We start from the raw sequence: 22,257 nt of genomic DNA on the forward strand, positions 1-22,257 counted from the left end.
TTCTGAAAAGACCCGTTATTTAAAGATAGGCCCGTTATCCGGACGTCTTAATAAATCCGACTGGTAGGCTCGGCAGAAGATTCCCTGTTTTTTAAAGCTTTTTGCTCAGTGGGTTATTTCTTTTAACACCGTTGCAATTAATAAATCTTAGTTTGAAAAATATTGAACTTGCCGCATTCCCCGCTATCCGACCGGGCTTGCGGTTTGCTCGGGGCATTCAGCAATCTGATGGTGCATGGGGGCAGGAAAAACCTTCGCTACACTGCGGTTCACTTCTTCCGTGAACCACAAGGCTACTTCCTATGCAAAATCGCATGATGATCACTGGCGCCGGGTCCGGCCTGGGTCGCGAAATCGCGCTGCGCTGGGCCCGGGAGGGCTGGCAGTTGGCATTGTCGGACGTCAGTGAGCCTGGCCTTCTGGAAACCCTGAAGCTGGTACGCGAAGCCGGTGGTGATGGTTTTATCCAGCGTTGCGATGTACGGGACTACAGCCAACTCACGGCTTTTGCCCAGGCTTGCGAAGTCAAACTGGGCGGCATCGACGTGATCGTCAACAACGCAGGGGTGGCGTCCGGAGGCTTCTTCAGCGAGTTATCCCTGGAAGACTGGGACTGGCAGATCGCAATCAACCTGATGGGCGTAGTCAAGGGCTGCAAGGCTTTCCTGCCGCTGCTGGAAAAGAGCAGGGGCCGGATCATCAACATCGGTTCCATGGCCGCATTGATGCAAGGCCCGGCCATGAGCAATTACAACGTGGCCAAGGCGGGTGTGGTGGCGTTGTCGGAAAGCTTGCTGGTGGAGCTCAAGCAGCAGGAAATCGGCGTGCATGTGGTATGTCCGTCGTTCTTCCAGACCAACCTGTTGGACTCGTTCCGCGGCCCGACCCCGGCGATGAAGGCCCAGGTGGGCAAGCTGCTTGAGAGTTCGCCTATCAGTGCGGCAGAGATTGCCGATTACATCTACCAGCGCGTTGCCGAGGGTGAATTCATGATCCTGCCCCATGAGCAAGGGCGGATGGCCTGGGCGTTGAAGCAGAAGAACCCACAGTTACTGTATGACGAGATGACCGTGATGGCGGACAAGATGCGGGCGAAGGCCCAGTTGGCAAAAGGCTGAGGTTTACCTCCCCCAGTGGCGAGCGGGCTTGCCCGCGTTGGGCTGCGCAGCAGCCCCAAAAAAACTGAACTGCGGAGTGGCTGAGCGACTGAGGCAATCCTTACTGGGGCTGCTACGCAGCCCAACGCGGGCAAGCCCGCTCGCCACAGGTAGACGCGGTGTTTAAGGTTTGGGGCGCGATATGCGTAAATCGCTATTTGTCTGTCAGGGAAATTAACCTAGCCCTGTAGGGTATGCCTGTTTGTCCCGCGCGGCATTGATGGGCCGTAGGTGAGGGGGCATGGTCAACGTCCGGTAACTTTCAAAGGACGAACGCCATGCTGGTATTGAGCCGTACGGTAGGTGAAATAATCTCCATTGGGGATCACATCAACTTGCGCATCCTGGAGGTCAACGGCACTCAGGTAAAACTCGGCGTGGAAGCGCCAGCCGGGGTCAATGTGCATCGCTCGGAGGTGTATCAGAAGATTCTCAGCCGCCAGGCGCAGCAGGCGGCGACTCACCCGGTGCCAGTGCCCAATCCTTAGTCGAACAAATGCTTGGGCACATCGTGCTTGAGCATCAACTGGCACTGCTCGCTCTCGGGATCGAAGACGATCAGTGCCTGACCCTTGGTCAATGCCTGGCGCACGCGCAGTACCCGGGTTTCCAGGGGCGTTTCATCGCCGTTGTCAGTGCCGTCACGGGTGACGAAGTCTTCGATGAGGCGGGTCAGGGTGTCGACTTCAAGTGCGTCGTAGGGAATCAGCATACAAGCCTCAATTAAGTAATCCCGGCGATGCTACTGCGCCGGGATCATTGTTGCCAGTCTCAGGTTTTCTGCCCCACCAGGCTGTCCACCGATGGCACCCGGGTGTCGCTCTCCATCTGCGTCTCATGTTCCAACTGATGACTGAAACGGTCCAGGGAGCCCTGGGCCGGTTGCGCATCGCTGGCGAATACCGGCGGGCTGAGGATATAGGCGCTCAGCAAGCGACTGAGGGCCGCGAGGCTGTCGATATGGGTGCGCTCGTAACCGTGGGTGGCGTCACAACCGAAAGCCAGCAACGCAGTGCGGATATCGTGGCCCGCAGTAACCGCCGAGTGGGCATCGCTGAAGTAATAGCGAAACAGGTCGCGGCGCACCGGCAGTTCGTTGTCCGAGGCCAGGCGCAGCAGGTGCCGGGACAGGTGGTAGTCGTAGGGCCCGCCGGAATCCTGCATGGCCACGCTCACCGCGTGCTCGCTGGAGTGCTGGCCGGGTGCGACGGGCGCGATGTCGATACCGACGAATTCACTGACATCCCAAGGCAGCGCGGCGGCGGCACCACTGCCGGTTTCTTCGGTGATGGTGAACAGCGGATGGCAGTCGATCAGCAAGGGTTCGCCGCTGTCGACGATGGCCTTGAGCGCGGCCAACAGCGCCGCGACGCCGGCCTTGTCATCCAGGTGGCGGGCACTGATATGGCCGCTCTCGGTGAATTCCGGCAGGGGGTCGAAGGCGACGAAATCGCCCACGCTGATCCCCAATGAATCGCAATCGGCGCGGGTCGCGCAGTAGGCATCCAGGCGCAGTTCAATATGGTCCCAACTGATGGGCATCTCATCCACGGCTGTATTGAACGCATGCCCCGAGGCCATCAACGGCAGCACGCTGCCGCGGATCACGCCGTTGTCGGTAAACAGGCTGACGCGGCTGCCTTCGGCAAAACGGCTGGACCAGCAACCCACTGGGGCCAGGGTCAGGCGGCCGTTGTCCTTGATCGCCCGTACGGCAGCGCCAATGGTGTCCAGGTGCGCGGAGACGGCGCGATCGGGGCTGTTTTTCTGGCCCTTGAGGGTGGCGCGAATAGTCCCGCGGCGGGTCATCTCAAAGGGAATACCCAGCTCTTCCAGGCGCTCGGCGACGTAGCGCACGATGGTGTCGGTAAACCCGGTGGGGCTGGGGATGGCGAGCATTTCCAGCAGCACTTTTTGCAGGTAGGCAAGGTCCGGTTCTGGAATGGTTCGGGTCATGGAAACTCCTGATGAGTTGAGGGCATCGATGGTTTCGATGAGTGGGCCGGTGCAGGCAACACCGTTCTCAAGCCGCCGGCTGGCTGTGGGGAAACAACAAATCCACAAATTTCTCTGCTGTCGGCTGCGGTTCATGGTTGGCCAACCCGGCCCGTTCATTGGCTTCGATAAAGACGTACTCCGGTTGGTCGGCAGCCGGCACCATCAGGTCCAGGCCCACCATGGGAATGTCCAGGGCACGGGCGGCGCGCACGGCGGCGTCCACCAGGGTCGGATGGAGGATGGCGGTAACGTCGATAAGGCTTCCGCCGGTGTGCAGGTTGGCGGTGCGGCGCACGGCCAGGTGTTCGCCTTGCGCCAGGATGCTGCTGTATTCGTAGCCGGCGGCGTGCAAGGTGCGCTGGGTTTCATGATCCATGGGGATTTTGCTTTCGCCATCGGTGGCGGCCTGACGGCGTCGGCTCTGGGCTTCGATCAGCGCGCCAATGGAGTGCTGGCCGTCGCCGATCACCTCGGCCGGTCGGCGAATAGCAGCGGCGACCACCTCGAAACCGATCACAACAATGCGTAGGTCCTGGCCTTCGTGGAAGCTTTCCAGCAACACCCGGCTATCGAATTGCCGTGCAGCCTCAATGGCTTTTTGCACGTCTTCGATGTTCTGCAGATCCACTGCGACGCCCTGGCCTTGCTCGCCATCCAGCGGCTTGACCACGATGCGCTGGTGTTCGTCGAGAAACTCCAGGTTGTCATCGGCGCTGCCCGCCCGTTGCTGGGCTGGCAGGTTAAGCCCGGCAGCCTTGAGCACCTTGTGGGTCAGGCTTTTGTCCTGGCACAGAGTCATGCTGATGGCACTGGTCAGGTCGCTCAATGACTCACGGCAACGTACTCGGCGTCCGCCGTGGCTCAACGTAAACAAACCGGTGTCGGCGTCATCTACCTGCACATCAATCCCGCGCCGATGGGCTTCCTCGACAATGATCCGCGCATAAGGATTAAACCCGGCTTGCGGGCCTGGCCCGAGGAACAGTGGCTGGTTGATGCCGTTCTTGCGTTTGATGGCGAAGGTGGTCAGCGCGCGAAAACCGAGCTTGGCGTAGAGGCTTTTCGCCTGACGATTGTCGTGCAGTACCGACAGGTCCAGGTAGCTCAGGCCCCGGCTCATGAAATGCTCGATCAGGTGGCGCACCAGTACTTCACCGACACCCGGCCGACTGCATTGCGGGTCAACCGCCAGGCACCAGAGGCTGCAACCATTTTCCGGATCGTGAAAAGCCTTCTGGTGATTGAGCCCCATCACGCTGCCGATCACCGCGCCGCTGTCTTCATCCTCCGCGAGCCAGTACACCGGGCCGCCTTGATGGCGAGGGGTCAGCAACGCAGCGTCCACGGGCAGCATCCCGCGCGCCTGATAGAGGTGATTGACGGCCTGCCAGTCCGGGTCGTTTTGTACCCGGCGAATGCGAAAGCCCCGGAATACTCGCGTTGCCGGACGGTAGTCGCTGAACCACAGGCGCAGGGTGTCGGAGGGGTCGAGAAACAGTTGCTGCGGATCAATCCCCAGGATCTGCTGCGGCGCGGCCACATACAGGGCGATGTCTCGCTCCCCTGGCTGCTCGTTGAGCAGCTCTTGGGCCAGGCTCGCCGGGTCGCAAAAGGTATGGCCGATCAACAACCGGCCCCAGCCGCAATGCACGGCAATCGGCTTGGGGCTCAATGCACTGCCGTCTTCGGCGAAGCGGGCTTGCAGGCGCTCGTAGGAGGGCGCCTGGCCCCGCAGCAAGCGTTGGCTGTAAGCCGTGGCATGAGGTTTCATCAATCAGATTCCTTGTTCGCTGAGCCACAGGTTCAGCGCCGCCAGTTGCCACAGCTTGGAGCCGCGCAACGGGGTCAGTTGGCCCTGCGGGTCGGTGAGCAGGCGGTCGAGCATGGCAGGGTTGAACAGGCCGCGATCCTGGCTCGGGTCCAGGAGCAGGTCACGCACCCAGTTCAAGGTATTGCCCTGCAAGTGCTTGAGGCCCGGCACCGGGAAGTAGCCTTTCTTGCGGTCGATGACTTCGCTGGGAATGACCCGGCGCGCGGCTTCCTTGAGCACTTGCTTGCCACCGTCCGGCAGTTTGAATTTGCCCGGTACGCGAGCAGATAACTCCACCAGTCGGTAGTCGAGAAACGGCGTTCGCGCTTCCAGGCCCCAGGCCATGGTCATGTTATCCACACGCTTGACCGGGTCGTCCACCAGCATCACGGTGCTGTCCAGGCGTAGGGCTTTGTCCACAGCCGCATCGGCGCCTGGTTGGGCGAAATGTTCGCGGACAAAGTCACCGGCGGCGTCATTGGCGGTCAGCCACTTCGGCGAGACGGTGGCAGCGTAGTCGTCATAGCTGCGGTCAAAAAATGCGTCACGGTAGGCGCCATACGGATCGCTGGCACCATCCACCTGCGGGTACCAGTGGTAACCGGCGAACAGTTCATCGGCGCCCTGGCCGCTCTGCACCACCTTGCAATGCTTGGCCACCTCCCTGGACAACAGGTAGAAGGCGATGCAGTCATGGCTGACCATCGGCTCACTCATGGCACGGAAGGCGGCGGGCAATTGCTCGATGATTTCGCTTTCGGCGATGCGCAATTGATGGTGTTGGGTGCCGTAGTGCTTGGCGATCAGATCGGAATACTGAAACTCGTCACCGCGTTCGCCGCCGGCGTCTTCAAATCCGATGGAAAAGGTCGACAAGTCCTGTACGCCAACTTCCCGCAGCAGGCCCACCAGCAGGCTGGAGTCCACGCCGCCGGACAGCAACACGCCGACGTCCACCGCCGCACGTTGGCGAATCGCCACCGCTTCGCGGGTGCTGTCGAGTACGCGGTCGGTCCAATCTTCCAGGGTCAGGTGGGCTTCGTCCACATGGGGGCCGTAGGGCAGGCTCCACCAGGTTTGCTGTTCGGTCTTGCCGTCGGCTTCGATACGCATCCAGGTGGCTGGCGGCAATTTTTCTATGCCGGCCAACAGCGTGCGTGGCGCGGGCACCACCGCGTGGAAGTTCAGGTAATGGTTGAGCGCCACCGGGTCGAGGATCGGGTTGATATCGCCACCCTTGAGCAGCGCTGGCAGTGCCGAGGCAAAACGCAAGCGCTGGCCGGTACGTGACAGGTACAGCGGCTTCACGCCTAGACGGTCACGGGCGATGAACAGACGCTGGGCATCGCGCTCCCAGATGGCGAAGGCGAACATGCCGTTGAGTTTGGGCAGTAAAGCTTCGCCCCAGGCGTGATAACCCTTGAGCAGCACTTCAGTGTCGCCACCGGAATAGAAGGCGTAACCCAAGGCTTCAAGCTCGGTGCGCAGTTCGGGGAAGTTGTAGATGGCGCCGTTGAAGGCCAGGGACAGGCCCAGTTGGGCGTCGACCATCGGTTGGGCCGAGCCGTCCGACAGGTCCATGATTTTCAGGCGCCGATGGCCCAGGACAATCGGCCCCTGGGCATGGAAGCCCCACGCGTCTGGGCCGCGAGGGGCGAGGTGATGGGTGATTCGCTCAATCGCTGCCAGGTCGGCAGGTTGGGCATCGAAACGTAACTCTCCAGCTAATCCGCACATAAATTCCTTACCGGTTTTTCCGTTGGGGAGGGGTAAAAATGCAGCGCGCCAAAATGGCGGGTACCTAGGGAGTGACCCGAGTGTATTCAGAGAGTTTTAGAACAATCCGTTATAAGGCAAAGGGTTGCAGCCCTGAGGAGCATGTCCGGCGGGCTGTAGGGCCTATGTGTGGGAGCTATGGCGCGGGGCCGGTTATTTTTCCGCTTTGGCGACATTGCTGCGAATCAGTGCCCGCACGGCGAAGCGATTCGGATGACAGGCTTCGGCCACGCTTCGAGGCAAGGGCAACGGTTCGTTGTTCAGCCAAGCCGCAAGCAACTCGCCGGACAACGGCGCCGTGATCAGACCGCGTGAGCCATGCCCGCTGTTGACGTACAGGCCGTCCAGCCACGGGCAGGTGGCATCCGGCGTGTGGCGGGCGTCTTTGCGCAGGGCGTCATAGGCCTGGGTGAAGGCGGGGTTGTCGGCCAAGGGGCCTACGATCGGCAAGTAGTCCGGGCTGGTGCAGCGAAAGGCGGCGCGGCCCTCAAGGGTTTCGGGGGCCAGCGTATCGGCGTGCAGCCGCTGCGCCAGGTCCGGGGAGATCTCGTGTAGCAGGGCTAGGTTACCGGCATGCTCGGCGACGGTGGGGGTCAAGTCATCGCTCTTGAAGTCAAAACTGGCCCCCAGGGTGTGTTCGCCCAAGCGCGCCGGTGCGACATAACCCTCGGCACACACCACCGTGGCCAACGCTTCGCTGGCGACGGTCTGGGGCAACCGGGTAATCTGCCCGCGAATGCGTTTGAGGGGCAGCCCGGCGCTGGCGGCAAAGCGCTTGACCTCGGCGGCCCCGGCCAGCACTACCACTGGCGCGCTGGCCAGTAACCGCTCCCCGTCCCAGGCCTGCCATTGATCGTCGACTTTGCGCAGCTCAAGTACGTCATGGTGGACGAGCACATCAATACCAGGTTGGCGAGCCTGCCACTGGCAAAGCGCAGGTGGGTGGACCCAACCGCCTTGCGGGAAAAACATCCCGCCGTGCTCCAGGGCAATACCTGCCTGAACCTGGGCCTGGTCTCGATCCAGCAGATGCAACAAATCCGGGGCAAACGCCTCGGCCAGTTGTACCTGCCGTTCACTTTCCTTGGCATTGAAGGCCAGTTGCAAGACGCCGCAGCTGTCCCAATCTACCCCGCGCTGCAGATGCTCCAGCAAGCGTCGGGTATGACCGAACCCGCTGACAATCATCTGCGACAAGGCTGTGCCATGAGCGGACAGCTTCAGATAGAGCACCCCTTGCGGATTACCTGAGGCCTCTTGGGCCAGGCCGTCATGCCGCTCCAGCAGGCTGACCTGCCAACCCCGTGCCGCGAGGCTGGCAGCGCTGGCGCAACCGGCCAGGCCGCCGCCGATCACCAGGGCCCGGCGCTCGCCGCCAAGGGCGGGTGGCCGGGCGAACCAGGGCTTGGCGATCTCCGCTGCCGGCGCATCGGCAGGCCAGCCGAGGAATTCACCGCGCAGGATTTCCCACTTATGCCCGATGCCCGGCGTACGCTTCATCTTGAACCCGGCGCCATTGAGCAAGCGCCGCACCCAACCGGTGCTGGTGAAGGTACTGATGGTCGAGCCTGGCGCTGCCAGCCGGGCCAATTCGGCGAACAGTTCGGCGGTCCACATGTCGGGGTTTTTTGCCGGGGCAAAACCGTCGAGGAACCAGGCGTCGATCTGCGCGTCCAGTTGCGGCAATTGCTCCAGGGCATCGCCGATCAGCAGCGTCAGCGTAACGCGGCCATTGTCCAATACCAACCGTTGGAAACCCTGATGAATAGCGATGTATTGCGCCAGCAGTTGATCGGCGAATGGCTTGAGTTCCGGCCAGAGGGCGAGGGCCCGTTGCAGATCCGCATGGTTCAGCGGGTACTTTTCCACGCTGACAAAGTGCAAGCGCGTGCCTTGTACCGCGTGCTGTTCAAACAACTGCCAGGCGCAGAGAAAATTCAGCCCGGTGCCGAAGCCGGTTTCGCCAATTACCAGCCTACCGCCCACGGGCAAGGCGGCAAAGCGCTCTTGTAGACGGTTCTGCTCAAGGAACACGTAACGGGTTTCATCAAGGCCCGACTTGTCGGAAAAATACACGTCGTCAAACACCCTCGAGCGAGGGCGGCCTTGGTCGTCCCAGTCAAGCTGGGCATTGGGCTGTACGGGGTTCATGGGCAACTCGGCAAAGACAAGGTGGCCATTCTAGCCGATCACGGGGCGCGCGATTGATCCACGGCAGTCAGGATCGCGACAACCCTCAAAACGCCCGACGTTGCCTTGGCGAAAACGTGGCGGTAACCCGCTAGTTTTCCCATGGAAAATATCGTCGAAATGCCCTGCTGAACGATCAACAATCAGCGTCAATCCAGCGCGGTGCTCCGGGTATCGTTAACACCTGATTCACGGGCAATAAAGGATATTGCTGATGCAGGTACAGGATGATTTGACTCAAACCTTCAACCAATTGACGCAACAGCAGTTGCAAGCCGCGTTGCTGGCAATGACGGGCGATCTGGCCAAGGCCGATGTGCTGCAAAAGCGCTTGCCGGGCTGGATGATCAACGCCCCGTCAGGTTCGCTGGAAGCGCTGGAAAGGGATGCCTGGCGGGTGGAGGACGCCAGGGCAACGGTCGCCGAACGCTTGAAGCAATTACGGCCACTGGATGACTTTTGCAATGAGCACTTGAAGGCTTACTGCCAAGAGCGCTGGCAGGTAAGGGTGGACCCGGAAAAAGATCTTTTCATCCACGGTGTCTATGAGTTCCAGAGGGAAGTCGGTCCGCTGACGTATGTGCGGACCGTCACGCTGAAACAGCAGAGCTTGTTGCATATGGCGCTGCAAAATTTTTCCGAGGATGAGGAACGCGCGGATCATTATGCTCCTGGATCAATGCTGCAATCGGGATCAGCCCCCGGTGCGGTGATTGCAGTCACCCCCCATGAATTCGCCCAAGGGTGTCGCACCCTGGACCTTGGCCGATTGTATCAACAGCACATCAGTGAGGTTTTTGACCTGGGCACGGAGCCGACCGAGGATGAGCTTGTAACCAGCGGGATGGCGATTGATATCGGGCGGATGAAAATCCTGGATATGAAAGTCGATGCGCACATCGCCCTCATGCGCGGCGATATCACCTCGAGCACCTATGCCATGGTGTGTACGTTACTTGACCAGAATAGGCCTTCGGCCGAGGCCAAAGGCGTGCTGTTTCAGGGGCGCCCGGTGATGTGGCAAGGCCTGAATGCCCTCGACAGTTGCCTGTGGAGCATCGTCGTCTTCTCAAACCGGCCGATTGCCGAGCACCCGCAGGAACCCTGCGTGGTCTATATGCCGAATGAGCCAGGGCGAGCGTTTTTCGAGTATCCCTCGCTCAACGACTTCAAGGTCTACCTGGACTTGAAGTTGGAAGTGGCCAGCTATCGCACCTTCTTTACCGGCTATCTGGGAGAGGTTGATCGAGTCGGTTTTTTCAGTCGGTTTGATCAGAGCCGCACGCTGGGTGTGTTGGAGGCCAAACGCATTACGGCCAGCCTGGCGAACCATTTTTTTGGGACTTACGCCGGTAAACTGCAAATCGACGCGCGGACACTGGCGGTCCCCGTGGAAGATGTTGACGAAGAGGTCCGCAAGCGACGCTTGCTCGAGTATCTGGATGCCGGGTTGACGTTGCTCAACCTTGCCGGTTTCGTCGTCCCTGCGCTGGGGTTATTGATGACGGGGGTCGCGGTAGGGCAGATGCTCAGTGAGGTGTATGAGGGTATTGAAGACTGGCGGCGTGGTGACAAGGACGAAGCGCTCAAGCAGTTGGGCGCCGTGGCGGAAAATATCACCTCAATGGTGTTGTTCGCAGCGGGAGCCAAGGTTGTCGGTAAGGTATTGAGGCGAGCCCGGTTAAGCTTTGATGCCCACTTCCAGGAGTTGGAGGCCGTACGCTCGAACGACGGCAACATGCGGTTGTGGCGCCCGGACATTGCACAGTACAGCCATGATCAACTTCTGCTCGATGGTGTGGTTGAAGATGCCGAAGGTATCTACAGGGTGGATGGCCATACGTATGTCAAAGTCGATGGTTTCGTCCATCGGGTTTCGTTCGACTCAAGGCAGGGCCGATGGCGGGCTCACCACCCCGTGCGGCAGACGGCCTATCGCCCGGGATTGCTGCATAACGGCGAAGGGGTCTGGCGCTTTTCCTTTGAAAAACCGCAAGAGTGGGAAGACCAACACTATCTCTTTTCACGCCTCGACCCGACGAGTCGACACCCCAGGCTGGACTCCAGAAAGTTGCGACTGATTACGGAGATCATGGATAAACCCCACCGCTGGGGTTACCACCTGGCCGAGGAGTGCCTGCCTTTTCCCGCGCGCTTTCGTGATTTATACGAGCGCTTCAGGCTGGAGCAGTCTATTCGTGATCTGATCTGGCTCCTGGAACGCGGTGTTTATCTCAATGCTGAAAGTGCGGCCTTGCAGATGCATGCCTTGCCGCTGCTGCCCGGATGGCCCAAGGGTCGCTATTTCGAGGTGCAGGACGCCCAGGGCGGCGTCAAGGCGCGCTATCCCGCCAACGGGCTGGCTGACGATGTCAGTCAGCGCTTGACCATCACCGAGCAGGCACTGAGTGAGGGGCAAGTATTTGATGTGTTGTTGTCGCGGTTGGATGACGAACAAAAGATCGGCCTGCTGGGAGACGGTGTTGCCGCGAATGAGGAACACACCGTATTGGCGCGTCGATTACTCGCCCACCTCAAGGCTGATCGCAAGCCACTGTTTGAGCAGTTGTATCAGTCTTATGACGGGCCGGCGGCGCAAGAGTGGGAGCCGCTCAGGAAGGCATACCCGCAATTGCCGTGCACGGCGATCCGCGAGTTGATGGCTGAGGCGCAGACGGTGGAGCGTGAGTCGCTGCGCGATAATCAGCGTGTCCCCATGGCGCTGGCAGAGTCGGTGGGGCGCGTACTGGACGAGCAGCGCCTGGACCGCGCCCTTGCCGGTTTCGAACTGCCGGAGTTGGCCGACTTCGACACACAGTGTGTCGGGGTTCGAATGCTGCCGCGCATTGAGGGGTGGGATGAGAAGCTGTGGATGGAACTGCGCCAGGATTCGCCCCGAGGTGATCTATTGGCCCTTGGCGCGGTGGAAGGCGCCGACGTGCGCCGCCGGGTGGTGGTCAGGTCTTCGGCAGGTTTTCAGCCGTTCGATGACAACGGCGAGAGCCTCGATAACGTCCAGTCTGGCCCGGACGCAATGTTCGAGGCGATTGCGCGCACGCTCGAGGATAAGCAACGAACAGCCCTGGGACTGTCGCTGACGGAGAGCGAAAATGGTTGGAGACTGCGCCGTATGGTTGCCGCCAGGGCTCAGAGTGAGCGTGATATGGCGGCCGAGGCCTTTTCAGATAGAAGCCGCGAACCGCTGACGGTAGAAAAGCCCTGCAGGGTCTCGGATTCCCCGGTGAGGCCAGTGGTGCGTCCCACCGCATTGGTGCGCAAACTGAAGAAGCTTTATCCCCTGATCAGTGACCTACAGGCATCTGATCTGCTGATGGATCTGGGGGTCGATGATCTCGCCCGGGCCAAGGCAGTAGAACGTCTGCGGGCAGACCTGCGCCGTCTGCGCGCCATCCTCAAACACTGGAAGACCAACATCAGCGGCCTGGATAAACAACCTGGCCTCAGAGATATTCGCCAGAGTCGCCAGCAAGTGGCCGAACGCATTGAAGCCTGTTGGCGGCGGCAAAGCTTCCTCCTGAATGAACAGCAAGAGTCGGTTGCCGGCCTGACTCTGGATGGGATGCGTGTTGGCACCTTGCCGGTGCTGCCTCCCGAGATTCGTTTCGACCATGTCCAGCAGTTGTCGCTAAAAAACATGCGCCTGAAGGATGACGTCGCCTACTTCCTGAAGTGTTTCAAGGGGCTGCGACGCCTGGACATGGACCGTAACCAGTTGACCCGGTTGCCGGAATACCTTTCTCGGATGCCCGAGCTCGACAGTTTGTCAGTGGCCAGCAACCAGCTTGCGCTGACTGAGTACACCCGGCGCAAGCTGGCCGACCTGAGCACGTTGCGCCTGCTGAACCTGAGCCACAACCCGGTTGAGGGCAGCCTGGATGTGGGCAAGATGCGCGATTTGCACACCCTGTTGTTACAGGACACAAAAATCACTGACGTGCCCACAGGCCTTGAGCGGCTGGGCTACCTGGATCAAGTGGACCTGCGTGACAACTGGATAACCCTTCTGCCCGACTGGTTGTTCACGTCGACACGTAGTTTCAGTCAGGCGATCAACCTGGGAGGCAACCCATTATCCCGCTCGACAGTTACGGCGCTCAACCGCTACCGCGAGGAAGTCGGGATTGGCATGGGCTATGTGGATGACGACCCGCCACGTTTCACCGAGTTAAAAGCCCGGGCGTTGTGGTTACCGGATGAGGTGGCAGCCAGAAACGCCACTAAGCGCAGTACGTGGGCCAACCTGCGCGATGACCCGGAGTCGACACCTTTGTTCGAGGTACTGGCCCAGTTGGCCGGCACCGCTGACAGCCGTTACGTGCGTGAAGACTTGAGCCGGCGGGTTTGGGAAGTACTGCAGTCAACTCATGACAGCGTCGATCTGCGTGAACGGGTCTTTGAACTGGCGGCACACCCGATGAACTGCGCGGATGGGGCCGCCGATATTTTCAGTCAGATGGAAGTCCTGATGGAGGTCGAGAAGGCGACTCGACTGTCCGCACGTGTTCAGGGGCATCCTGCAGTGCTGCTGAAGTTGGGGCGTGGTTTGTTTCGTCTCAGCCAAGTGGAACAAATTGCCGCGGGTCATGCGGTTGATAACCCGACCCTGGAACCGTTGGAAATCAGCCTGGCGTACCGCACTGGGTTGGCCAAGATCCTCGACCTGCCGGGGCAGCCCAGGCATGTACGGTTCACATCGTCGGCCAATGTAACCAGCGATGGCCTGGAAGAGGCGCACCAACGGGTACGTGCCGCGGAGTTGTCGCCTGCACTTTTGCGCTTCATCACGCAACTGTCCTTCTGGAAGTCCTACCTCAAACAGCAATTTCCTCAGTCATTCGCTACGGCAACCGAGCCGTTTGACACCCAGCAGCAAGCCCTCTTTGAGAACAGCCAGGCCCTCACGGACGGCGAGTACCTGCGTCAAATGGAAGCGCTGCGCTCACCTCGCAAGCGGGCAGTAAACGGAGTGGTTGAGCGCTTGACCCAGCAAATAATCAGAAACCAGGACCTTGGTATCTGTCATGTGCCTGAACGGTAGGCGAGTCCCTGCCATTGGGGCCGGCGATTGATCCACGGCAAGGCCCTGGGAATTCCTTGCCCGCAGTGATGCCCAATCCGCTAGTCTTGATCCATCTTGGAAGGGAGCCGCTCATGTTTGAATCTGCCGAAATCGGTCACGCCATCGACAAAGAGACTTACGACGCCGAAGTTCCGGCGTTGCGCGAAGCCTTGTTGGAAGTGCAGTACGAGTTGCAGCAACAAGGGCGGTTCCCGGTGATTGTGCTGATCAACGGCATCGAAGGCGCCGGCAAGGGTGAAACCGTCAAGCTGCTCAATGAGTGGATGGACCCACGCCTGATCGAGGTGCGCACCTTTGACCAGCAGACCGACGAAGAGCTGGCCCGCCCGCCAGCCTGGCGCTACTGGCGCCAATTGCCGGCCAAGGGCCGCATGGGTGTCTTCTTCGGCAACTGGTACAGCCAGATGCTCCAGAGCCGGGTTCACGGTGAGATCAAGGATGCGCGACTCGACCAGGCGATCGCCGGTGCCGAGCGTTTGGAAAAGATGCTGTGCGATGAAGGTGCCTTGATCTTCAAGTTCTGGTTCCACCTGTCCAAAAAACAAATGAAGGCGCGGCTCAAGGCGTTGCAGGACGACCCGCTGCACAGCTGGCGCATCAGCCCGCTGGACTGGCAGCAGTCCGAGACCTACGACAAGTTCGTGCATTTCGGCGAGCGCGTATTGCGCCGCACCAGCCGGGACTATGCGCCCTGGCATGTGATCGAAGGCGTGGATGCCCACTACCGTGGGCTGACCGTCGGCAAGATCCTGCTGGAAGGCCTGCAAAGCGCCTTGAAAGTGCCCAAGGGCAAAGCCAGTGGCATGAACCCGGCGCCGTTGCCGTCCGCCGTGGACCAGATGAGCTTGCTCGACAGCCTGGACATGACCCTGCGCCTGGATAAGGACGATTACGAGGAACAGTTGATTACCGAGCAGGCCAGGTTCTCTGGCTTGATGCGCGACAAACGCATGCGCAAGCACGCCCTGGTGACTGTGTTTGAAGGCAACGACGCGGCGGGCAAGGGAGGGGCGATTCGCCGGGTTGCGGCCGCACTCGATCCACGCCAATACCACATCGTGCCGATTGCCGCACCCACCGAGGACGAGCGGGCCCAACCTTATTTGTGGCGCTTCTGGCGCCAGATTCCGGCACGGGGCATGTTCACTGTGTTCGACCGCTCGTGGTATGGGCGGGTGCTGGTGGAGCGGATCGAAGGGTTCTGTACGCCGGCGGACTGGATGCGTGCCTACGGCGAGATCAACGACTTCGAAGAGCAACTGCGGGATGCCGGTGTGATCGTGGTCAAGTTCTGGCTGGCCATCGACAAACAGACCCAGCTGGAACGGTTCCAGGCCCGGGAAGAGATTCCGTTCAAACGCTTCAAGATCACCGAAGACGACTGGCGCAACCGCGACAAGTGGGACGCCTACCGGGCGGCGGTGGGCGATATGGTCGATCGCACCAGCACTGAGGTTTCACCCTGGACGTTGGTTGAGGCCAATGACAAACGCTGGGCGCGGGTCAAGGTGTTGCGCACCATCAACCGGGCGCTGGAGGACGCATTCGACAAGTCCGACAAACATGACAAAAAGGGCAAGAAGAAAAAGTAATCCCTGTGGAGAGGGGGCTCATTCACCTTCGGGGATCTGTCGATACCTGAGACATACGCGGGATGAATGATTGTCGCGGTTGATGAGGGCTGGATCTATGCTCGATCCATCTCTCTACCACCACAACAAGAGGCAAGCCCATGCGTGAAGTAGTGATTGTCGACAGCGTGCGAACCGGCCTGGCCAAGTCTTTTCGCGGCAAGTTCAACCAGACCCGCCCTGATGACATGGCTGCCCATTGCGTCAATGCGCTGCTGGCCCGCAACGGTATTGATCCGGCCAGTGTCGAGGATTGCATCGTTGGCGCCGGCTCCAACGAAGGGGCTCAGGGCTATAACATTGGCCGCAACGTCGCGGTGTTGTCGCGCCTGGGCACAGGCACGGCGGGTATGACCCTCAACCGTTTCTGCTCCTCGGGTTTGCAGGCGATTGCCATCGCGGCCAACCAGATTGCTTCTGGCTGCAGCGACATCATCGTTGCGGGCGGGGTCGAGTCCATCAGCCTGACCATGAAAAGCGTCAACACCGACAACCTGATCAACCCGCTCCTCAAGGAGCAGGTGCCGGGCATCTATTTCCCCATGGGCCAGACCGCCGAAATAGTCGCTCGCCGCTACCACGTCAGCCGCGAAGACCAGGATCTGTACGCCCTGCAAAGCCAGCAGCGTACCGCCCAGGCGCAGGCGGATGGTCTGTTCGATGATGAAATCGTGCCGATGGAGGTCAAGTACAAGGTTGAGGACAAAAACACCGGTGAGGTACAGATCCTTGATGGCGTGGTGGATCGGGATGACTGCAACCGCCCGAACACCACCTTGGCCAGTCTGGCCGGTTTGAAACCGGTGTTCGCCGAGGACGGCTCGGTGACGGCGGGCAACTCGTCGCAGTTGTCTGATGGTGCCTCGATGACGCTGGTGATGAGCCTGGAAAAAGCCCTGGAACTGGGGCTCAAACCTAAGGCATTTTTTCGCGGCTTTACGGTGGCCGGCTGCGAGCCGGACGAGATGGGTATTGGCCCGGTGTTCTCTGTGCCCAAGCTGCTTAAGGCGCGGGGGTTGCAAGTGGCGGATATCGACCTGTGGGAACTCAATGAGGCGTTTGCCTCCCAGTGCCTGTATGCGCGCAATCGGTTGGAAATCGACAATGCCAAATACAACGTCAACGGCGGGTCGATTTCCATTGGTCACCCGTTCGGCATGACCGGGTCGCGGCAGGTCGGGCATCTGGTGCGGGAGTTGCAGCGGCGCAATTTGCGTTATGGGATCGTCACCATGTGCGTGGGTGGTGGGATGGGCGCGACCGGGCTGTTTGAGGCCGTGCGCTAACCGATCTTGCCTTGTAAACCCGATCAGTGTGGGAGCAGGCAAGCCAGCTCCCACATTTGATTTGTGGCGTGTCCTACAAAAACCTCGCCCAAGTCCCGCCTGATCACCCTAGAATGCTGGTTCCTCCACCTCTGGCTTTTTGGGGCGCTCATGCACATCTCATCCGGCCGCTGGGTCTACGGTTTATCCCTGGCCCTGCTGACCGCGCTGCTCTGGGGCATTTTGCCCATCAAGCTCAAGCAAGTCCTGCAGGTGATGGACCCGATCACCGTGACCTGGTTTCGCCTGACCGTGTCCGGCCTTTGCCTGTTCGCCTACCTCGCTACGGTCAAGCGCCTGCCGAGTCGAAGCGTGTTGGGGCCGCGCGGTGGCTGGCTGGTAGCGATGGCGGTGTGCGGGCTGGTGGGCAACTACGTGTTGTATCTGGTGGGGCTGAACCTACTGAGCCCGGGTACCGCGCAACTGGTGGTGCAAGTGGGGCCGATCTTTCTGATGATCGCCAGTGTGTTCATCTTCAAGGAGCGCTTCAGTGTGGGGCAGGGCATGGGCCTGCTGGTGCTGATTATCGGTTTCGGGCTGTTCTTCAACCAGCGCCTGGAAGAACTGCTGACGTCCTTGGGGAATTACACCGCCGGGGTGTTGACCATCCTGCTCGCGACCACCATCTGGACCTTCTACGCCTTGGGTCAGAAGCAGTTGCTCACGGTATGGAACTCCTTGCAGGTGATGATGGTGATCTACCTGTCGTGCGCCGTGTTGTTGACGCCCTGGGCGCATCCTCTGGAAGCGTTGCAACTGAACCCGCTGCAAGGCTGGCTGTTGCTCGCCTGCTGCCTGAACACGCTGATTGCCTACGGTGCGTTTGCCGAGGCGCTGGCCCATTGGGAGGCGTCGCGGGTCAGCGCGACCCTGGCGATGACGCCCTTGGTGACCTTTGCCGCAGTAGCCGTTGCGGCGGGGCTGTGGCCCGAGTATGTGCATGCCGAGCAAATCAATGCGTTGGGTTATGGCGGTGCGGTGTTGGTGGTGCTGGGGTCTGCGATGGTGGCATTGGTGCCTTCGTTGCTCGCCGGGCTCAGGGCCCGGCGGGTACGACTGTTGTAGCCGATGCCGAGGCACGAGGCTGCGATGCGTGTCCGCAGGACCGCCCTCGGGGGTCGCTTCGCCACCCATTGCAGCCTCGTGCCTCGGCAGCGGCTACAGCAGCTACAGCAGCTACACCATGTTCTCCGGTTTCACCCAGGCATCAAACTCAGCATCGGTCAGGTAACCCAACGCCAACGCCGCTTCCCGTAACGTCAGTCTTTCGGCATAAGCCTTCTTGGCGATTTCAGCTGACTTGTCGTAGCCGATATGCGGGTTCAGCGCCGTCACCAGCATTAAGCCACGCTCCAGGTGCTGGGCCATTTGTTCGGCGTCAGGCTCCAACCCTGCAATGCAATGCTGTTGGAAGTTGCTGCAGCCGTCGGCCAACAGGCGAATCGATTCGAGCAGGTTGTGGATAATCACCGGCTTGTACACGTTCAACTGCAAGTGGCCTTGGCTGGCGGCAAAGCCGATGGTCACGTCATTGCCCATCACTTGGCAGGCCAGCATCGACAGGGCTTCACACTGGGTCGGGTTGACCTTGCCAGGCATGATCGAACTGCCGGGCTCATTGGCTGGCAACTTGACTTCCGCCAGCCCCGCGCGAGGGCCGGAACCCAATAGGCGCAAGTCGTTGGCGATTTTCATCAGGGCCACGGCCAGGGTTTTCAGGGCGCCAGATAAGGTGGTCAGCGGTTCATGCCCGGCCAATGCGGCGAACTTGTTCGGCGCCGTGACAAACGGCAGGCCTGACAGCGCCCCCAGCTCCGATGCAATCGCCTCGCCAAAACCGTGGGGCGAGTTGAGCCCGGTGCCGACGGCGGTGCCGCCCTGAGCCAGCTCGTACACGGGGGGCAGAGCGCTGCGAATCGCCCGTTCGGCGTAGTCCAGTTGCGCGATGAACGCCGAGACTTCCTGGCCGAAGGTGATCGGCGTGGCATCCATCATGTGGGTGCGACCGGTCTTCACCAGCTTCATATGGCGCGCCGACAACTCCGCCAGGCCGCCGGACAGCTCGCGGATGGCCGGCAACAAGTGCTGGTTGACCGCCTGGGCAGCCGCAATGTTCATGGCGGTGGGGAAGCAGTCGTTGGAACTCTGGGAGCGGTTGACGTGATCGTTGGGGTGTACCGGGACTTTGCCGCCGCGGGGCTTGCCCGAGAGCTCGTTGGCGCGACCGGCGATCACTTCGTTGGCGTTCATGTTGCTCTGGGTGCCACTGCCGGTCTGCCAGACCACCAGAGGGAACTGGTCGTCGTGCTGGCCGTCGAGCACTTCGTCGGCGGCTTGTTCGATCAGCCGGGCGATGTCGGCGGGCAGGTCGCCGTTACGGTCGTTGACCCGTGCGGCGGCTTTCTTGATCAGGGCCAGTGCGTGCAGTACCGCCAGGGGCATGCGCTGGTCGCCAATGGCGAAGTTGACCAGTGAGCGTTGGGTCTGAGCACCCCAGTAAGCGTCGTCCGGGACTTGCACTTCTCCCAGGCTGTCGGTTTCGATACGGCTCATCGGGCACACTCCTTCCAAGACATGATTTCGCAGTTTAGGCCGTGATCGCTGTGAGGGGTTCCCCTGTGGTCTGTTTATCGACTTTCGTCGCGCAAATGCAGGCTCTATAAGGGGTGGGGTTGAGCGCCGAGGTTTTTTAGGCGCAGAATGGTCGCCCTTGGGGTCTTACCTCGCCTGCTAGAAAAGGAAACTCGATGACTCGTCTTCGTGCCATCTGTACCGCGGTTGCTCTGGTATGTGCCAGCGGCCAGGTTTTTGCCGATACCGCCAGCCACAACGCCAGTGCCGAAGCCTTCCTTACGCTGGCCCATGCTGACAAGCTGGGTACCCCGGTGTACATGCAAGTGCAGCAAATGTTCGCTCAGCGTTTCGAGCAGACCAAGGCGCCTGCTACCAAGCAAAGCGTGCTGGACAGCTACCAGGCCAAGGCCAACGCTGCCCTGGACCAGGCCATCGGCTGGAACAAACTCAAGCCTGACATGGTCAAGCTCTACACCACTAACTTCAGCGAATCCGAGCTCAAGGACTTGGTTGCGTTCTACCAGTCGCCCCTGGGCAAGAAAGTCCTGGAAAAAATGCCTCAGTTGACCCAGCAATCGGCCCAGATGACCCAGGCCAAGCTGGAAAGCGCAGTACCTGTGGTGAACAAGCTGTTGGAAGACATGACCAACGAACTGACACCGAAAGCCGCAGCACCGGCCAAAAAGAAGTAATCAGGAATGACCATGCAACAGCGTATTGAAGCGGCACTTGTCGCCCTGGACCCGGAACACCTGAGCGTGCTGGATGAAAGCCATATGCACAGCCGTGGGTTGCAGACTCACTTCAAGGCCGTGCTGGTCAGCCAGCAGTTCGACGGGCTCAACCGCGTCAAGCGCCACCAGAAGGTCTACGCCACCCTGGGTGACCTGATGAGCGAGTTTCATGCGTTGGCGCTGCATACCTATACGCCTGAAGAATGGGCGAAAATCGACGCAGCCCCGGCCTCGCCGACCTGCGCTGGCGGCCATAGCTGATCAGAAGGTGTCTCTGACACCTGGCATTTGCTAGAATCCGCAACGCGCCGCTCAGTCGGCGCGTTTTTTTTGCATCCGGTTCACCCTTTGCGAGGGTAGCCACCTGGAGAGATACCCATGACACACCCTATTGTCGTGGCGGCACTGTATAAGTTCGTCACCCTGGAAGATTACGTTGCCCTGCGCGAGCCACTGCTGCAGGCGATGGTCGACAATGGCATCAAAGGCACCTTGCTGATCGCCGAAGAAGGCATCAACGGCACCGTTTCCGGCAGCCGTGAAGGCATTGATGGCCTGATGGCCTGGCTCAAGAACGACCCGCGTATGGACGATATCGACCATAAAGAGTCGTACTGCGACGAGCAACCGTTCTACCGCACCAAGGTCAAGCTCAAGAAAGAGATCGTGACCCTGGGCGTCGAAGGCGTCGACCCCAACAAGAAAGTCGGCACCTATGTCGAGCCGCAAGACTGGAATGCGCTGATCAGCGACCCTGAAGTCTTGCTGATCGACACCCGCAACGACTACGAAGTGTCGATCGGCACCTTTGAAGGCGCCATCGACCCGAAGACCACCAGTTTTCGCGAGTTTCCCGATTACATCAAAGCCAACTTCGACCCGGCCAAGCACAAGAAAGTCGCGATGTTCTGCACGGGCGGCATTCGTTGCGAAAAAGCTTCGAGCTATATGCTCAGCGAAGGTTTCGACGAGGTGTATCACCTCAAGGGTGGCATCCTGAAATACCTCGAAGAGGTGCCTCAGGAAGAAACCAAATGGCAGGGCGACTGCTTTGTCTTCGATAATCGCGTCACTGTGCGCCACGACTTGAGCGAAGGCGACTACGATCAATGTCATGCCTGCCGCACACCGATCAGTATCGAAGACCGCACGTCCGAGCACTACGTGGCCGGCATCAGTTGCCCGCACTGCTGGGATAAACTTTCCGAGAAAACCCGTCGCAGCGCCATCGATCGGCAGAAGCAGATTGAGCTGGCCAAGGCCCGCAATATGCCGCACCCGATTGGCTACAACTATAAGCAATCATCTTCCGAGGCCTGAACCATGTCCGCGCGCCTGCTCTATGTAATGGACCCGATGTGTTCCTGGTGCTGGGGCTTCGCGCCAGTAGCCGAGGCACTGGTGGAGCAGGCGCAGGCCGCCGGTGTCGAATTGCACCTGGTGGTGGGCGGTTTGCGCACCGGCAGTGGTGCGGCACTGGAACCGGCGACCCGACGCTACATCCTCGAGCATTGGCAGGCGGTCACCGAAGCCACCGGTCAACCATTCAAGCTGGACGGTGCACTGCCTGAAGGTTTTGTCTACGACACCGAGCCCGCCTGCCGCGCCCTGGTCACGGCCCGCAGCCTGGCCCCGGATTGCGCCTGGAAGCTGTTGGGCCTGATCCAGCGTGCGTTTTATATGCATGGCCGGGATGTCACCCAGGCCAGCGTTCTGGTGGAGTTGGCCGAGACCGCCGGCGTGCCGCGGATCGAATTCGCTGAAGCCTTTGACCGTGCCGATCAGCATGCGGCCACCGCTGCCGACTTCACTTGGGTCCAGGACTTGGGCATTGCCGGCTTCCCCACGCTGCTGGCCGAGCGCAATGGTCAGTTGGCGCTGCTGACCAACGGCTACCAGCCGCTGTCCGAGCTGTCGCCCTTGCTCGGTCGCTGGCTGGAGCGCGCTACCTGTGCCTGATC

Annotated in this window: 16 protein-coding genes; 10 read left to right on the forward strand and 6 right to left on the reverse strand. The window is 60.4% G+C overall.

Annotated features, from left to right (window positions below):
- The first annotated feature begins 302 nt into the window (after positions 1 to 302).
- A complete protein-coding gene (locus HKK55_RS05350) occupies positions 303 to 1,118 on the forward strand; it encodes an SDR family oxidoreductase (protein ID WP_169353678.1) in 816 nt (271 codons plus the stop codon).
- 317 nt (positions 1,119 to 1,435) lie between these two features.
- Entirely contained in the window at positions 1,436 to 1,645 is a 210-nt protein-coding gene (gene csrA / locus HKK55_RS05355) for a carbon storage regulator CsrA (RefSeq protein ID WP_169353679.1), read from the forward strand.
- On the opposite strand, the gene HKK55_RS05360 is transcribed toward csrA, so the two are convergent.
- The 5 genes from HKK55_RS05360 to mnmC all read right to left on the reverse strand — a co-directional run bounded on the left by HKK55_RS05360 (position 1,642) and on the right by mnmC (position 8,892).
- Positions 1,642 to 1,869, reverse strand: a complete 228-nt coding sequence (locus HKK55_RS05360) for a YheU family protein (RefSeq protein WP_064453367.1) — start codon at positions 1,867 to 1,869, stop codon at positions 1,642 to 1,644. The two genes, csrA and HKK55_RS05360, sit on opposite strands and share 4 nt — an antisense overlap.
- Positions 1,870 to 1,928: 59 nt before the next feature.
- On the reverse strand, positions 1,929 to 3,113 hold the full coding sequence (locus tag HKK55_RS05365; protein WP_169353680.1) for an osmoprotectant NAGGN system M42 family peptidase: 1,185 nt from the start codon (positions 3,111 to 3,113) through the stop codon (positions 1,929 to 1,931).
- 67 nt (positions 3,114 to 3,180) lie between these two features.
- The gene (gene ngg, locus HKK55_RS05370; protein WP_169353681.1) at positions 3,181 to 4,926 is read right to left on the reverse strand and encodes an N-acetylglutaminylglutamine synthetase; all 1,746 of its coding nucleotides are present in this window, start codon (positions 4,924 to 4,926) and stop codon (positions 3,181 to 3,183) included.
- A 3-nt stretch (positions 4,927 to 4,929) separates the two neighbouring features.
- Complete coding sequence (locus tag HKK55_RS05375; protein ID WP_169353682.1) at positions 4,930 to 6,702, reverse strand: N-acetylglutaminylglutamine amidotransferase; 1,773 nt, start codon at positions 6,700 to 6,702, stop codon at positions 4,930 to 4,932.
- Between the two features lie 192 nt (positions 6,703 to 6,894).
- Complete coding sequence (mnmC, locus tag HKK55_RS05380; RefSeq protein ID WP_169353683.1) at positions 6,895 to 8,892, reverse strand: bifunctional tRNA (5-methylaminomethyl-2-thiouridine)(34)-methyltransferase MnmD/FAD-dependent 5-carboxymethylaminomethyl-2-thiouridine(34) oxidoreductase MnmC; 1,998 nt, start codon at positions 8,890 to 8,892, stop codon at positions 6,895 to 6,897.
- 253 nt (positions 8,893 to 9,145) lie between these two features.
- On the opposite strand from mnmC, the gene HKK55_RS05385 reads away from it, so the two are divergent.
- The 4 genes from HKK55_RS05385 (at position 9,146) to HKK55_RS05400 (ending at position 18,053) form a co-directional block, all read left to right on the forward strand.
- The gene (locus HKK55_RS05385; protein ID WP_169353684.1) at positions 9,146 to 13,990 is read left to right on the forward strand and encodes an NEL-type E3 ubiquitin ligase domain-containing protein; all 4,845 of its coding nucleotides are present in this window, start codon (positions 9,146 to 9,148) and stop codon (positions 13,988 to 13,990) included.
- A 113-nt stretch (positions 13,991 to 14,103) separates the two neighbouring features.
- A complete protein-coding gene (gene pap, locus HKK55_RS05390; protein ID WP_169353685.1) occupies positions 14,104 to 15,624 on the forward strand; it encodes a polyphosphate:AMP phosphotransferase in 1,521 nt (506 codons plus the stop codon).
- 140 nt (positions 15,625 to 15,764) lie between these two features.
- Positions 15,765 to 16,949: a thiolase family protein gene (locus HKK55_RS05395; protein ID WP_169353686.1), complete on the forward strand. Its 1,185-nt coding sequence runs from the start codon at positions 15,765 to 15,767 to the stop codon at positions 16,947 to 16,949.
- Positions 16,950 to 17,099: 150 nt separating this feature from the next.
- A complete protein-coding gene (locus tag HKK55_RS05400; RefSeq protein WP_169353687.1) occupies positions 17,100 to 18,053 on the forward strand; it encodes a DMT family transporter in 954 nt (317 codons plus the stop codon).
- Between the two features lie 111 nt (positions 18,054 to 18,164).
- Here the strand turns inward: HKK55_RS05400 and HKK55_RS05405 are convergent, their stop codons facing one another.
- Positions 18,165 to 19,541: a class II fumarate hydratase gene (locus HKK55_RS05405; protein ID WP_169353688.1), complete on the reverse strand. Its 1,377-nt coding sequence runs from the start codon at positions 19,539 to 19,541 to the stop codon at positions 18,165 to 18,167.
- Between the two features lie 194 nt (positions 19,542 to 19,735).
- On the opposite strand from HKK55_RS05405, the gene HKK55_RS05410 reads away from it, so the two are divergent.
- The 4 genes from HKK55_RS05410 (at position 19,736) to HKK55_RS05425 (ending at position 22,255) form a co-directional block, all read left to right on the forward strand.
- Positions 19,736 to 20,254, forward strand: a complete 519-nt coding sequence (locus HKK55_RS05410; protein ID WP_169353689.1) for a DUF2059 domain-containing protein — start codon at positions 19,736 to 19,738, stop codon at positions 20,252 to 20,254.
- 6 nt (positions 20,255 to 20,260) lie between these two features.
- The gene (locus HKK55_RS05415; RefSeq protein ID WP_169353690.1) at positions 20,261 to 20,557 is read left to right on the forward strand and encodes a BolA family transcriptional regulator; all 297 of its coding nucleotides are present in this window, start codon (positions 20,261 to 20,263) and stop codon (positions 20,555 to 20,557) included.
- Between the two features lie 117 nt (positions 20,558 to 20,674).
- Positions 20,675 to 21,616 (forward strand): rhodanese-related sulfurtransferase, encoded by a 942-nt coding sequence (locus HKK55_RS05420; RefSeq protein WP_169353691.1) that lies wholly within the window; start codon positions 20,675 to 20,677, stop codon positions 21,614 to 21,616.
- A 36-nt stretch (positions 21,617 to 21,652) separates the two neighbouring features.
- Complete coding sequence (locus HKK55_RS05425) at positions 21,653 to 22,255, forward strand: DsbA family protein (protein WP_178128870.1); 603 nt, start codon at positions 21,653 to 21,655, stop codon at positions 22,253 to 22,255.
- Positions 22,256 to 22,257 lie beyond the last annotated feature (2 nt).

The organism is Pseudomonas sp. ADAK18 (genome assembly GCF_012935695.1).
Classification (GTDB): domain Bacteria; phylum Pseudomonadota; class Gammaproteobacteria; order Pseudomonadales; family Pseudomonadaceae; genus Aquipseudomonas.

Coding starts and splice junctions, on each gene's coding strand:
- HKK55_RS05350 (WP_169353678.1), top strand. CDS start 303: ATGCAAAATCGCATGATGATCACTGGCGCCGGGTCCGGCCTGGGTCGC.
- csrA (WP_169353679.1), top strand. CDS start 1,436: ATGCTGGTATTGAGCCGTACGGTAGGTGAAATAATCTCCATTGGGGAT.
- HKK55_RS05360 (WP_064453367.1), bottom strand. CDS start 1,869: ATGCTGATTCCCTACGACGCACTTGAAGTCGACACCCTGACCCGCCTC.
- HKK55_RS05365 (WP_169353680.1), bottom strand. CDS start 3,113: ATGACCCGAACCATTCCAGAACCGGACCTTGCCTACCTGCAAAAAGTG.
- ngg (WP_169353681.1), bottom strand. CDS start 4,926: ATGAAACCTCATGCCACGGCTTACAGCCAACGCTTGCTGCGGGGCCAG.
- HKK55_RS05375 (WP_169353682.1), bottom strand. CDS start 6,702: ATGTGCGGATTAGCTGGAGAGTTACGTTTCGATGCCCAACCTGCCGAC.
- mnmC (WP_169353683.1), bottom strand. CDS start 8,892: ATGAACCCCGTACAGCCCAATGCCCAGCTTGACTGGGACGACCAAGGC.
- HKK55_RS05385 (WP_169353684.1), top strand. CDS start 9,146: ATGCAGGTACAGGATGATTTGACTCAAACCTTCAACCAATTGACGCAA.
- pap (WP_169353685.1), top strand. CDS start 14,104: ATGTTTGAATCTGCCGAAATCGGTCACGCCATCGACAAAGAGACTTAC.
- HKK55_RS05395 (WP_169353686.1), top strand. CDS start 15,765: ATGCGTGAAGTAGTGATTGTCGACAGCGTGCGAACCGGCCTGGCCAAG.
- HKK55_RS05400 (WP_169353687.1), top strand. CDS start 17,100: ATGCACATCTCATCCGGCCGCTGGGTCTACGGTTTATCCCTGGCCCTG.
- HKK55_RS05405 (WP_169353688.1), bottom strand. CDS start 19,541: ATGAGCCGTATCGAAACCGACAGCCTGGGAGAAGTGCAAGTCCCGGAC.
- HKK55_RS05410 (WP_169353689.1), top strand. CDS start 19,736: ATGACTCGTCTTCGTGCCATCTGTACCGCGGTTGCTCTGGTATGTGCC.
- HKK55_RS05415 (WP_169353690.1), top strand. CDS start 20,261: ATGACCATGCAACAGCGTATTGAAGCGGCACTTGTCGCCCTGGACCCG.
- HKK55_RS05420 (WP_169353691.1), top strand. CDS start 20,675: ATGACACACCCTATTGTCGTGGCGGCACTGTATAAGTTCGTCACCCTG.
- HKK55_RS05425 (WP_178128870.1), top strand. CDS start 21,653: ATGTGTTCCTGGTGCTGGGGCTTCGCGCCAGTAGCCGAGGCACTGGTG.